Annotated in this window: 13 protein-coding genes; 6 read left to right on the forward strand and 7 right to left on the reverse strand. The window is 65.5% G+C overall.

What is annotated here, in order from left to right:
• The 4 genes from AC3A6M_RS14590 to AC3A6M_RS14605 form a co-directional block, all read left to right on the forward strand.
• Nucleotides 1–168 (forward strand): transposase (locus AC3A6M_RS14590; protein ID WP_487853697.1); only part of this gene is annotated, 168 nt, incomplete at its 5' end.
• Between the two features lie 126 nt (nt 169–294).
• Entirely contained in the window at nt 295–1827 is a 1533-nt protein-coding gene (locus AC3A6M_RS14595) for a DegQ family serine endoprotease (protein WP_487853445.1), read from the forward strand.
• A gap of 108 nt (nt 1828–1935) precedes the next feature.
• Nucleotides 1936–2598: a response regulator gene (locus AC3A6M_RS14600; RefSeq protein WP_487853446.1), complete on the forward strand. Its 663-nt coding sequence runs from the start codon at nt 1936–1938 to the stop codon at nt 2596–2598.
• Entirely contained in the window at nt 2595–3950 is a 1356-nt protein-coding gene (locus AC3A6M_RS14605) for an ATP-binding protein (RefSeq protein WP_487853447.1), read from the forward strand. Before AC3A6M_RS14600 ends, AC3A6M_RS14605 begins: the two co-directional genes overlap by 4 nt.
• Nucleotides 3951–3959: 9 nt before the next feature.
• Here the strand turns inward: AC3A6M_RS14605 and AC3A6M_RS14610 are convergent, their stop codons facing one another.
• From AC3A6M_RS14610 to AC3A6M_RS14625, 4 genes are all read right to left on the reverse strand, one after another.
• Nucleotides 3960–5540: a glycosyltransferase family 39 protein gene (locus AC3A6M_RS14610; RefSeq protein ID WP_487853448.1), complete on the reverse strand. Its 1581-nt coding sequence runs from the start codon at nt 5538–5540 to the stop codon at nt 3960–3962.
• Entirely contained in the window at nt 5510–5944 is a 435-nt protein-coding gene (locus AC3A6M_RS14615) for a GtrA family protein (protein ID WP_487853449.1), read from the reverse strand. Before AC3A6M_RS14615 ends, AC3A6M_RS14610 begins: the two co-directional genes overlap by 31 nt.
• On the reverse strand, nt 5937–6899 hold the full coding sequence (locus tag AC3A6M_RS14620; protein WP_487853450.1) for a glycosyltransferase family 2 protein: 963 nt from the start codon (nt 6897–6899) through the stop codon (nt 5937–5939). The genes AC3A6M_RS14615 and AC3A6M_RS14620 overlap by 8 nt, the downstream gene beginning before the upstream one ends.
• Nucleotides 6900–7043: 144 nt before the next feature.
• A complete protein-coding gene (locus AC3A6M_RS14625; protein ID WP_487853451.1) occupies nt 7044–9425 on the reverse strand; it encodes a TonB-dependent receptor plug domain-containing protein in 2382 nt (793 codons plus the stop codon).
• A 184-nt stretch (nt 9426–9609) separates the two neighbouring features.
• Here AC3A6M_RS14625 and AC3A6M_RS14630 point away from each other — a divergent pair, with 184 nt between their 5' ends.
• Nucleotides 9610–10002, forward strand: coding sequence for a hypothetical protein (locus AC3A6M_RS14630; protein WP_487853452.1), 393 nt, complete (start codon nt 9610–9612; stop codon nt 10000–10002).
• The gene (locus AC3A6M_RS14635) at nt 9995–10282 is read left to right on the forward strand and encodes a hypothetical protein (RefSeq protein WP_487853453.1); all 288 of its coding nucleotides are present in this window, start codon (nt 9995–9997) and stop codon (nt 10280–10282) included. Before AC3A6M_RS14630 ends, AC3A6M_RS14635 begins: the two co-directional genes overlap by 8 nt.
• 208 nt (nt 10283–10490) lie before the next feature.
• Here AC3A6M_RS14635 and AC3A6M_RS14640 read toward each other — a convergent pair whose 3' ends face one another.
• The 3 genes from AC3A6M_RS14640 to AC3A6M_RS14650 all read right to left on the reverse strand — a co-directional run bounded on the left by AC3A6M_RS14640 (nt 10491) and on the right by AC3A6M_RS14650 (nt 11824).
• Nucleotides 10491–10799 carry a hypothetical protein gene (locus AC3A6M_RS14640; protein WP_487853454.1) on the reverse strand — a complete coding sequence of 103 codons (309 nt, stop codon included), beginning with the start codon at nt 10797–10799 and terminating at the stop codon, nt 10491–10493.
• 183 nt (nt 10800–10982) lie between these two features.
• On the reverse strand, nt 10983–11216 hold the full coding sequence (locus AC3A6M_RS14645) for an Imm27 family immunity protein (protein WP_487853698.1): 234 nt from the start codon (nt 11214–11216) through the stop codon (nt 10983–10985).
• 194 nt (nt 11217–11410) lie between these two features.
• On the reverse strand, nt 11411–11824 hold the full coding sequence (locus AC3A6M_RS14650; RefSeq protein WP_487853455.1) for a nuclear transport factor 2 family protein: 414 nt from the start codon (nt 11822–11824) through the stop codon (nt 11411–11413).
• Between the last annotated feature and the right edge of the window lie 28 nt (nt 11825–11852).

Below are 11852 nucleotides of genomic sequence, written 5' to 3' on the forward strand. Positions count from 1 at the left end.
AAATACCGTCGCGGCATCCTTGCCTCGGCCATCTATCCGATGAACTCATCGATCCTGGAGGGCGTCAACAACCGTATTAAGGTCATCAAACGAATGGCGTACGGTTTTCGAGACGCATCTTATTTCTTCCTCAAAATCAAGGATGCATTCCCCGGCAAAGCGCGATGAACCTTTTTTTACGTCCATTTAAGCCAGTCCTAAGCTCGACCTTAAGAGTGATTTAAGGCTGTTGCGAGAAACTAATCGCATCAAAACAGCAGTCTTCACAACCACTTTTCCAATCTGGGAGCGTATATGCAAAACGAAGGTGCCGTCACTGCCATCACCGCAAAACGTCTCACCCTGGCCCTGTGCGCGGCCGGTGTCATTGGCGGAGCGGTGGGCGCGGTCGCAGTCAATCACAACAACGCCACCGCCGCCGCCGAAGCCGCCGCGGTGGCGCAGGCGCAAGCACCCGTCCAGGCCCCGGTCGCAGCGACCCCGGCCCCGGTGGCGGGCAATCCCTCTGCCGTCGGCCTGCCCGACTTTACCAGGATCGTCTCGCACAACGGCCCGGCCGTGGTGAACGTGCGCGTCGTGGGCACCACCAAGGTGGCCCAGCGCCAGCAGATGCCGTTCGACGAGGACGATCCTTTCTATGAATTCTTCCGCCGCTTCCAGCCTACGCCTCCGCGCGGCAACGGAGGCGGACGGGAACTCGTTTACGGCGCTGGATCGGGCTTCATAGTGAGCCCGGACGGCGTCATCCTGACCAACGCGCACGTGGTGCGCGACGCCGACGAAGTCACGGTCAAGCTGCAGGACCGCCGCGAATACCGCGCCAAGGTGCTGGGCTCCGACCCGAAGACCGACGTCGCCGTGCTGAAGATCGACGCGAAGAACCTGCCGGTGGTCCCGGTCGGTAACAGCCGCAACCTGCAGGTCGGCGAATGGGTGCTGGCGATCGGCTCGCCGTTCGGCCTGGAGAGCAGCGTGACGGCCGGCGTGGTGAGCGCGAAAGGCCGCTCGCTGCCGGGCGACCAGGTGCCCTTCATCCAGACCGACGTCGCGGTCAACCCCGGCAACTCGGGCGGCCCGCTGTTCAACACGAAAGGCGAAGTGGTCGGCATCAACTCGCAGATCTACAGCCAGACCGGCGGCTACCAGGGCCTGTCGTTCGCGATCCCGATCGACGTCGCGGTGCGCATCAAGGACCAGATCGTCGCCACCGGCAAGGTGCAGCATGCCAAGCTGGGCGTGGTGGTGCAGGACGTGAACCAGAGCTTCGCCGATTCGTTCAAGCTGGAGTCGCCGGACGGCGCGCTGGTGTCGAACGTCGAGCGCGGCGGCGCCGCCGACAAGGCCGGCCTCAAGGCGGGCGACGTGATCCGCAAGCTCAACGGCCAGCCGATCGTCGCCTCGACCGACCTGACCGGCATCGTCTCGGTCGCCAGGCCGGGCGACAAGGTGACGCTGGATGTGTGGCGCGACGGCCGCAACGTGCAGCTGAGCGCGACCCTGGGCAACGCCAACGAGAAGGCGGCGCCGGGCAACCGCGACAACCTGGCCAGCGCCGACAAGGGCGCCAAGCTCGGCCTGGCCCTGCGTCCGCTGGACCAGATGGAGCGCCGCCAGTCCGGCATCCCGGCCGGCCTGCTGATCGAGGATGCCGGCGGCGCGGCACAGATGGCCGGCGTACAGCCGGGCGACGTGCTGCTGTCGGTGAACGGCAAGCCGGTCAACAGCGTCGAGCAGGTCCGCGACGTGGTCGGCAAGTCGAGCAAGTCGGTTGCCTTGTTGATCCAGCGTGGGGATGAGAAAATCTTTATTCCCGTGCGGATTGGTTAAGGATTGCTTAAGGGTGTACTTAAGGGGAGTTTAAGCTCCCCTCGGTAGACTGAAAGCTCGAAAGATTCTTCTTCTATCCGCATGGTTTTCTGAGAATCGGGGGATTTGATGCGGCTGCTGCTGGTGGAAGACGATACGATGATCGGCGAAGTGGTGCTCGACCTGCTCAGGGCCGAGCACTACGCCGTCGACTGGGTCAAGGACGGCGAAATGGCCGACACGGCCCTGATGCAGAACCAGAACTACGACCTGGTGCTGCTCGACCTGGGCCTGCCGCGCAAGGACGGGCTCGAAGTGCTGCGCTCGATGCGCTCCCGCAAGGACCGCACTCCCGTACTGGTCGCCACCGCGCGCGATTCCGTCGCCCAGCGCATCGCCGGGCTGGATGCCGGCGCCGACGACTACGTCCTCAAACCCTACGATCTCGACGAACTGCTGGCGCGCATCCGTGCGCTGCTGCGGCGTGCCGCCGGGCGCGCCGAACCGGTGTTCGAGTACAAGAACATCTCCGTCAATCCCGCTACCCGCGAAACCCTGGTCGACGGCCAGCCGGTGGTGCTGTCCGCGCGCGAGTGGGCCGTGCTGGAGGCGCTGGTCGCCCGTCCGGGCGCGGTGCTGTCGCGGGCCCAGCTGGAAGAAAAATTGTACAGCTGGCGCGATGAAGTCAGCAGCAATGCGGTCGAGGTCTACATCCATGGCCTGCGCAAGAAACTCGGCAGTGAACTGATCCAGAACGTGCGCGGCGTGGGCTACATGGTGCCGAAAGCATGAGCGCCGCAGGTGCGAAGGTGAAGGCGAAGGTGACGCACTCGCTGCGCGGACGGCTGCTGTGGTACCTGCTGGCCGCCATCACTATCGCCGCCGTCGCCCAGGCCACGATCGCCTACCGCACCGCGCTCGCCGACGCCGACCAGATCTTCGACTACCACATGCAGCAGATGGCGCTGTCGCTGCGCTCGCGCGTCCCGCTGGCCAACGGCGAAGATGCCGGCAGCGTCGACACGCCGCTGACCGGCAACGACGACCTGGTGGTGCAGGTCTGGTCGCCGGACGGCGTGCAGGTGTTCCGCAGCGCCTCGCACGCGCGCCTGCCGCAGCGCGCGGTGCTCGGCTTTTCCAACGTGCGCGCGAACGGCACCACCTACCGCATCTTCTCGATCCAGACGAATAACCAGACCGTGCAGGTGGCCCAGGACCTGGCCGTGCGCCGCAGCATGGCCAGCAACCTGGCCCTGCGCACCCTGGGGCCGATCGCGGTGATGATGCCGATCCTGATGCTGGTCGTGTGGTGGGTGGTCAGCGGCTCGCTGGAGCCGGTCGCGCGCGTGCGCAAGCAGCTGGCGTCGCGCCAGGCCGACGATCTCTCTCCGGTGTCGGACGCCGGGCTGCCGGACGAGGTGCGGCCGCTGGTGCAGGAACTGAACCTGCTGTTCGGGCGCGTGCGCACCGCGTTCGCCACCCAGCAGAATTTCGTCGCCGACGCCGCCCACGAACTGCGCACGCCGCTGGCCGCGCTCAAGCTGCAGGTGCAGAGCCTGGAGCGTTCCGACAACCGCGCCGACAGTGCCGAAGCGCGCAAGCTGGCGGTCTCGCGCCTGTCGGCCGGCATCGAGCGCGCGACCCGCCTGGTCGAGCAGCTGCTCATCCTCGCGCGCCAGGAAGCCAACGCCGCGCCGTACCAGCCGGTGGAGCTGGCCGGCCTGGCCAGGCGCGCGGTGGCCGACCTGATCGGCGTGGCGCAGGCCAGGCACATCGACCTCGGCCTGCAGCGCGCCGACGCCGGCGAGGTCGAAGGCCAGCCGGAAGCGCTGATGATCCTGCTGCGTAACCTGGTCGACAACGCGATCAAGTACACCCCGGCCGGCGGCACGGTCGACGTGTCGGTGGCGGCGGAGAAGGGCTGCCTGAGCGTGACGGTCGAGGACTCCGGCCCCGGCATCCCGCCCGAGGAACGCGAGCGCGTGTTCGACCGCTTCTACCGCGTACCCGGCAGCGAGGCCGCCGGATCGGGCCTGGGCCTGGCCATCATCAAGGCGATCGCCGAGCGGCATGGGGCCACGCTGGTGCTGGACGAATCGCAGCGGCTCGGCGGACTCGCGGCGACGGTGCGCTTCCCGGCGTAGCGCCGGGACCTAGCGCGCTTCGTACAGGGAAATCTCGCCCCCGATTCCATCCACCTTGCGCACCAGTCTACAGCAGGCGCCCAGTTCCTTCCTCACCAGACCGTCCGGATCGTAGAGATCGGCCCGCCGCTCGATCAGCCAGATCCTCTGGCGGCCCCATAGCAGGGAGCGCAGGCGCGGGATGTCTTCGGGCGCGATGTTGGGCGCGCCGGCATTGCCGGTATAGACGCGCGCCAGGCCCCGCGCCGGGAAGGGGCCGGGCAGGTAAGTCACCGCCGGACCGCGCTTCATGTAGTAGGCGACCGGCATCTGCACCTCGTTGGGGAACGCCAGCACCAGGTCGCCCGGCCGCGCCTCGCGCTGCAACTGCGCCAGCATCTCGCGCCAGTTCTCGGTATACGAGCGGTAGAAATCTGCTACCCCCCAGGCGGACAAAGCCAGCACCACGGCCAGCGCCGGCAGGCGCCAGGGCGGGCGCAAGGTGGCGATGCCCAGCGCCGCCAGCGCCATGGTCAGCGGCGCCAGCCATTCGAACAGGCGCGACAGGAATACCGGCTTGGCCAGCAGGCTGTAGGCGGCAATCGCCAGCACCGGCAGCGCCATCGTGCAGGCCAGCAGCCAGAAGTGAGGGCGCGAACGCTTCCACAGCCAGAAGAAGGCCAGCAGCACCAGCGCCAGCATCGGGTAGTGCAGGATCTGGGCGCCCGACATCACGGTCCAGGCGCCCGTGATGTTGCGGGGGCTGAAGCGGATCCAGTACGCCAGCCTGGCCATCGCCGCGCTCTGGCGCAGCAGCAGCGGCAGGAAGGGGGACCACAGCAGCAGGGCGCCGAGGCCGGCCAGGCCCACCGCCGTGACCTGGCGCATGCGCGGCCCGGGCGATGCGAGCAGCAGGCCGGCCGCCATCCCGGTCCAGATGCCGAAGGCGGCGAACATGCCGGTATTGTGCAGCCAGAGCATGAGGCTGGCGCTGAGTGCGAGGCCGGCGGTCCAGGTCCACAGGCGCGGACGGCGGCCCGGCATGGGCGGGCGGGACAGCTCCAGCACCAGCATGCAGGAAAAGAACACGGCCAGCATGCCGGCCAAGGCGTGGATGGCATAGGGGCGGGCCTGCTGGGCGAACAGGATGCTGTTCGCGTTCACCGCCAGCAGCAGCGCGGCCAGCAGGCCGATGCGCTCGGCGCGCGCGCCCAGGCGCGCCCAGCGCGCGCACGCGGGAATCAGGACCACGGTCAGCACGCTGGCCAGCACGCACAGGCTGCGCAGCGCGGCCTCGCTCGCGCCGAACAGGGCGCTCCAGGCCTTCAGCAGCGTGTAGTAGAAAGGCGGATGGGTTTCGTACAGCGGCACTTCGGTCCACAGCGCAGGCAGCGGCACCGCGGCGAACCAGGCGCTGTAGGTCTCGTCCAGCCACAGCGAGCGGCTGGACAGGGTCGGCAGGCGCAGCAGCAGGGCCAGCAGGCCGACCGCGCCGCACAGCAGGAGGAAGCGGGAGCGCGCCAGCGGCAGCCCGCCGTCGAGCCAGCCCGCGCGCCGCGCCTGCGGCGCGCGGCCCGGGCTCAGCGCGCCTTCGTCGCCCGGTAAGTCCATGCCGAATTGATTCCGAAGGTGGCGCACAGCAGGACCGCGGTGACCAGCAACTGGGCCAGGCGGTAGTCGAGGCCGAACGCGGCCAGCAGGGCCGACATCAGCACGCCGTTGGCGGCCGCCGCCAGCGCCGCCGTGGCGAAGAAGCGCGCCGCCGTGCCGAGCGCCAGCCGGCCGCGGAAGGTGACGAGGGTGTTCAGCACGAAGTTGATGACGGCGCCGACCATCGCGCCGAGGATCGAGGCCGGCACCGGCGCCAGCATGCCCGCCGAGACGGCCGTGATCAGGAAGGCGTAGTGCCCGGCGGTGCCGGCCGCGCCGACCAGGGCGTAGACCAGGAAGCGGCCCAGCATGATGCGGGTGGCGCGGCAGGGCACGGCCGGGCCCGGGAGGGATCCGTCAGGCATGCGGGGGCGTCCCCTCGAAGCGCTGGCGCACCAGGTAGATCGGGCGGCCCTTGGACTCCAGGTAGATGCGGCCGATGTATTCGCCCAGCACGCCGATGCCGATCAGCTGGATGCCGCCCAGCAGCAGGATCGCCGTGGCCAGCGAGGCATAGCCAGGCACGTCGACGCCGTAGATCAGGGTGCGGCCGGCCAGGTAGAAGGCGCGGCTCAGCGCCAGCAGGGCCACCGACAGCCCGAGGTAGGTCCAGATGCGCAGCGGCAGGGTGCTGAAGCTGGTGATGCCCTCCAGCGCGAAATTCCACAGCTTCCAGCCCGAAAACTTGCTCTTGCCGGCGGCCCGCGCTTCGCGCACGTAGTCGACCACGGCGGTGCGGTAGCCGACCCAGGCGAACAGGCCCTTCATGAAGCGGCAGGACTCCGGCAGGGCCTTCAGGGCGTCGCAGACGGTACGGGTGAACAGGCGGAAGTCGCCGACGTTTTCCGGGATCTTGACGTCGGAAACGTCATTGTGGAAATGGTAGAAGGAGATCGCGGTCCATTTCTTGAGCAGGGAATCGGATTCGCGGTCGACGCGCCTGGCCAGCACGACGTCGTAGCCTTCGCGCCATTTGTCGACCAGCTTGCCGATCACGTGGGGAGGGTCTTGCAGGTCGGCATCGAAAGGCACGATGAGGTCGCCGCGCGCTTCGTTGATGGCGGCCGTGAGGGCCGCTTCCTTGCCGAAATTGCGGGTCAGGTCGATCACGCGCACCCGTCCGTCCTGGCGCGAAGCGACGACCAGATGCTCGAGCGTACGGTCGCGGCTGCCGTCGTTGACGCACACGATTTCGAAGCGGATGCCCGGGATGCGTTCGAGTTCGGGAATGACGCGGCCAAAGAACTGCCCGATCATTTCCTCTTCGTTATAGAACGGTACGACCAGGGACAATAACGGTAAGGGGTCCATGCTGTGCATTGCCGTTATGAATGACTTCCACATGATCGAGGCATCTAGCCGCGTCATCGGTGTCCAACATAACACAAGTCAGGTAAGGACGAGTTTCGGTAGGTGTTGCGTAGGTCCGTCGTCCCCGCCTGCGCGGGGACGACGGTATTCCAATTAGAACTTATGCGCCAAACGGGCGAAGTAAGCCGCCCCGTTCAGGCCGAACTGCACACTCTCGTACTTGAAGCCATTATCCGTCTCGTCCGGGTTCTGCGCGGTCGGGTGGACGTTGAAGATGTTGGTGCCGCCCACCGTCAGCTTGGTCTTGTCGGTGAAGGACCAGGTGAAGGACAGGTCGGCCGAGGTCTTCGATTTGTAGTACTGGTTCGGCACCGGCGGGCCCGAGAAGGTGCCCAGGGTCTGCGGACCGTAGTGCACGATGCGGAAATCCGTTTCCAGCTTGCCCTGGGTGTAGTCGAAGTCCAGCGTGGCCTTGCGGCGCGGGCCGCCCTGCTCGATGAACAGGCGCTCGCGCTCGGACAGCAGCACGTCTTCGAAGCCGGCCAGCGCGGCCGGCGCATGCACGCCGGTCACTTCGGTGCGGCTGAAGTTCATCGCCAGGTAGGTGACCAGCTTGCCGGCGCCGACGTTGGTGCGGTGCGAGGCGGTCAGGTCCAGGCCCTGGGTGCGGGTGTCGATCGAGTTCACGAAGAACTGCGCCTGGCCCACGCCCAGCGTCTGGAGCGTCGCGCCGAGCGCCGGGTAGTTGTCGGCGTCGAAGCGGCCCGACAGCACGATGCGGCCGTCGATGTCGATGTGGTACAGGTCGGCCGTCACCGAGACCGACTTGTCCGGGGTCCAGGTCAGGCCCAGGGTGTAGCTCTTCGACTTCTCTTCCTTCAGCTGCGGGATGCCGGCCGCGTTGGCGACCTTGCCGCCGTTCGGCGCCAGCACCACGTCCATCGGCACGCCGCTGATGAAGTCGGTGAAGGTCGACGAGAAGTAGACCTGCTGCAGCGACGGCGCGCGGAAGCCGGTGCTGGCCGAGGCGCGCAGCAGGACATCATTCGTTGCCTTGAACGAGCCGGCCAGCTTGCCGGTCGTGGTCGAGCCGAAGTCGGAATAGCGCTCGTGGCGCAGGGCGGCCTGCAGCTTGGTGCGGGCGGTCAGGTCGGCCTCGAAGTCGAGGTAGGCGGCGCTGCTGTGGCGGTCGCGGTTGGTGGCGTCGCCCGGCTGGAAGCCCGGGAAGCCCTGGCTGCCGGCATTGCCGCCCACGCCCACGCCGTCGGCGTCGATGTAGGAGCCCGGTTCGCCGGCGAAGATCTTGTAGTTCTCGGCGCGGTATTCGAAGCCGAAGGCCGCGTTCAGGCCGCCGAGGACATCGGCGTAGTACCTGCTGAAATCGGCATTGGTGGTCAGCTGGCGGAACGAGAAGCCGCCGGCGTCGAATTGCGAGGGACTGATGCCCTTCGGGTCGAGGTTCGCGATCGAGGCGTTCAGCGTGTGCGCGATGGTGTAGCGCATGCGGTTGTAGCCGTAGGTCTGCGAGAAGTCGCCGGCCCATTCGCCGAGGCGGGTGCGGTAGCCGAGGATGGCGTAGCGGTCGTCGATGTCGCCGTTGATGTAGGGGACGAAGCCCTCCGGGTACATGGCGGCCGAGTTGCGCGAAGGGATGTCGTCCGAGCCGACGCCGCCGCGCGCCCAGGCGGCCGAGGAGGCGTCGCGGGTCTGCGCGCCGGCGGTCAGGTACAGCTTGCCCGGGCCGGCCGGGAATTCGCCGTTCACGTAGACGGTCTTGTTCTGGGACTTGGTGTCGCCGATGGTGCGCGGGTTGCCGGGGTCGGCGCGGTTGGAGCGGCCGCGGTCGTAGTATTCGCCGGTGATGCCGAGCACGCCGTCCGCCACCGCGACGCCGCAGTAGGCCGAGGCCAGCCAGTTCTTGCCGTCGTGGCGCGAGTATTCGCCGAAGCCGACGATCGATTCGCAGCCCAGGCTCTTCTTCAGTTCGACGTTGATCACGCCGGCGATCGCGTCGGAGCCGTACTGCGCGGCGGCGCCGTCACGCAGCACCTGCACGTCCTTGATCGCCAGCAGCGGCAGGGCGTTCATGTCGGTGCCGGTATTGCCGCGGTTGCGCGCGCCGAACAGGTTCACCAGGGCGGTGGTGTGGCGGCGCTTGCCGTTCACCAGCACCAGGGTCTGGTCCGAGCCCAGGCCGCGCAGGGCAGCGGAGTCGACCAGGTCGGCGCCGTCCGCGCCCGTCTGGCGGGTCGAGTTGAACGAGGGCGAGATGTTGGTCAGGGTCTGCGCCAAGTCGAACTGGCCGCCTTGCTCGGCCGACTTGGTCAGCGGGATGTAGTCGACCGGGACCGGGGTGTCGGTGGCCGAGGTGTTGCCGACGCGGCGCGAGCCGACGATGCTGACGCTCTGCATGGTGCTGTCGGACGAAGCGGCCGGGGCGCTGGTCTGGGCCGAAGCGCCGAAGGGCAGGGCGGCCAGCGCGGCTCCGCCGTACAGGGCGAGCAGCAGGGAATGGCGGATCGGGGTGAGTTTCAAGTACTTGCTCCTTGGGAAAAATCGCGTTTCCAAGAATTTACCAGTTGGCAACCATGGGCAAGTAGTTAAACGTCTCATAACTGCAACACTGAACCTCATAATCTTTATTCATGCTGCAGGGCAGCGTTGTATTGACGTTATTTTGGTACATTGGTAACATGCTTCACCATTTTTCGAGGCATGCATGACCGACCAGCAATTCATCGACGCCTTCACCGCCGGACAGCTTTTACCCGCCGGTTTCGACCACCGCGCCCACCTGCGCGCCGCCTTCCTGCTGCTGCGCACGCGGCCCTTCCTCGAAGCCTGCATGGCGATGCGGGACGCCTTGCAGGCGCTCGCCGGCAAGCTGGGCAAGCCGGACCTGTACCACGAGACGGTGACGGTCGCTTTCATGGCGCTGGTGGCGGAACGGCTGGCGCCTGGCGCCGCGGATTGGGATGCTTTCATCGCCCGGCATCCCGAGCTGTGCCAGCGCGGGCTGCTGGACCGCTATTATTCGCCGGCGCTGCTGGGCTCCGGCACTGCGCGCACGACCTTTACCCTGCCGGACCGCACTGGAGACCGCCATGACTGAACGCGTGACGGTGGAGCGGGTCCAGACCGGCCTGCGCATCGAAAAGCAGATGCTGAAGGTGCTGAAGGCGCTGGCCGAATACCACGACATCAGCCTGGGCGACCTGGTGGAGGGGATCGTGCTGCATGCCTTCGAAGGCAAGAGCGCGTTCGGTGAAGAGAGCCTGGGGCGTATCGAGGATTTGAAACGGATTTATGGGATGCAGCTGGGGGCGGGGGATGCGCATCGGTTGCGAGAAGTAGAATCTGGCGAAACTTCGCAACGGATTGCCGACAGATGATTGCCGGCCTGTTGAACGTTTGCTGTCGAATGCCCAGCCGACTCGCAGCCCTTCAATTCTTCGACATCCTGGAAAGCGCAGCAGTCAAAACATCTGTGACATAAGTCATCAGAATCGGCGTACTCATGCGCTGCATGTCCGCTCCGATGGCCGCCTGCTTTTCTGCCAGCTTGCGGAAATATTTGGAATCGCGGCCTTGCGCTGCAAGCTATGCCAGCGCCTCAGCAGTGAAATGCCGGGCATAGGGCTGGGCCAGATTGTCATCCCATTGGACCTGGAATTTCTGCGCCTGAACGTCCAGCTCCCTCGACACGAGCGATGTCGCTGCCGATATGCCGATTTTGGAAGCCAGCGTGGCGAACGTATGGGTCTTCTGTGCGGTTGCAAATGCCAGCGTTTTCAGATTACTGCCAGGGTGCTGGTGCATGACCAGGTCGTGGGCCGGATCGGCCAGCGCTAGCGGCGCCATGGCGGTCAGCAAAACGACCAGCAGTCCGGTACCGAATACATTTTTCATGGTGATCTGCGTCCCTTAAAAGGCGTAAAAACGGCCTGTCACCCGCTTACTTCACATTAATAAAAGGCGCCGCGTCACTGGACACATCGGCAGGCTCGCCATGGCATCTCTCGGTCGCTAGGCTGAGGCCGCTTTCGACCCAGAGCAGACATTGCGAAATCAGCTTTAACGGCTAATCGAGCTTCAACAAGCGGTTTTTCGAAGACGGCGAAGTCTCGGACTACCACCACCATGCTGCCCTGAGTCAGGGTAATCCATAACCCATCGTTCGCCAGTTCGATCATCGTCGTAATAGATCTCCCAGCCCGACTCGTCCTGCCCAACTTTTTTCAGCGCTGCTGCTTTCTCGTACGCGGCAACCCCTCGATACTCATCGTCATGATTCATGGGTGTTCGGCCTCTCTTAGGCAACAGCATTCCCTTTTGGCGGAGGTCCGCTTCTGGCCGATCCCGGCCGTTCGCTTCAAGATAGCAGGTCGCGGCCGAGGAAAACTCACTGAGTGTCACGATTGTCCACGGCCGATAGCAGACCTTTGCAGCGTCCGCCCTCGACCCGAAGCGGAAGCTCTAGTGTGAGATTTAGCAGCCTGATTTTCAACTCGATATCAGCCTTAGCTTCGATCGACGATCTTGGAAATCAGGCGGCTGTCGAAGGCAAATTCGGATTCGCCGTTCAGGTCCAGCACAGTTCCCGCACGCGGGCCATCTGGAATGTCCACGGCGAGGCGGCCGCGATACGCAATACTCACGATGACCGAGTCCACCTCCTGTTTGAAAGCCGTGATGCGCTGTTCGCGTTCGGAAAACATGGTCTTGGCCTGTTCTGCAAGTTGCCTGAACTCGTCAATGCCGGACGCTTCAGTAGTAAGGTGGCCGCCCGACCAGTTTTCGAAGCGCACTTCGGGTGACAGGAGCTTTAGCATGCCGTCCACGTCGAACGCATTGTAGGCAGCGATGTATTTTTCGATTACCTGTCTGTGTTCATTTGCCTGCATAGCCGCCTTTTCAAGAATTGATGGCTTCACGATATCAGCGTGGTTGCATTTTTGCGAT

It is taken from the genome of Telluria sp. Soil_C_11 (assembly GCF_057657395.1).

Coding starts and splice junctions, on each gene's coding strand:
- AC3A6M_RS14595 (WP_487853445.1), top strand. CDS start 295: ATGCAAAACGAAGGTGCCGTCACTGCCATCACCGCAAAACGTCTCACC.
- AC3A6M_RS14600 (WP_487853446.1), top strand. CDS start 1,936: ATGCGGCTGCTGCTGGTGGAAGACGATACGATGATCGGCGAAGTGGTG.
- AC3A6M_RS14605 (WP_487853447.1), top strand. CDS start 2,595: ATGAGCGCCGCAGGTGCGAAGGTGAAGGCGAAGGTGACGCACTCGCTG.
- AC3A6M_RS14610 (WP_487853448.1), bottom strand. CDS start 5,540: ATGGACTTACCGGGCGACGAAGGCGCGCTGAGCCCGGGCCGCGCGCCG.
- AC3A6M_RS14615 (WP_487853449.1), bottom strand. CDS start 5,944: ATGCCTGACGGATCCCTCCCGGGCCCGGCCGTGCCCTGCCGCGCCACC.
- AC3A6M_RS14620 (WP_487853450.1), bottom strand. CDS start 6,899: ATGCACAGCATGGACCCCTTACCGTTATTGTCCCTGGTCGTACCGTTC.
- AC3A6M_RS14630 (WP_487853452.1), top strand. CDS start 9,610: ATGACCGACCAGCAATTCATCGACGCCTTCACCGCCGGACAGCTTTTA.
- AC3A6M_RS14635 (WP_487853453.1), top strand. CDS start 9,995: ATGACTGAACGCGTGACGGTGGAGCGGGTCCAGACCGGCCTGCGCATC.
- AC3A6M_RS14640 (WP_487853454.1), bottom strand. CDS start 10,799: ATGAAAAATGTATTCGGTACCGGACTGCTGGTCGTTTTGCTGACCGCC.
- AC3A6M_RS14645 (WP_487853698.1), bottom strand. CDS start 11,216: ATGCTGTTGCCTAAGAGAGGCCGAACACCCATGAATCATGACGATGAG.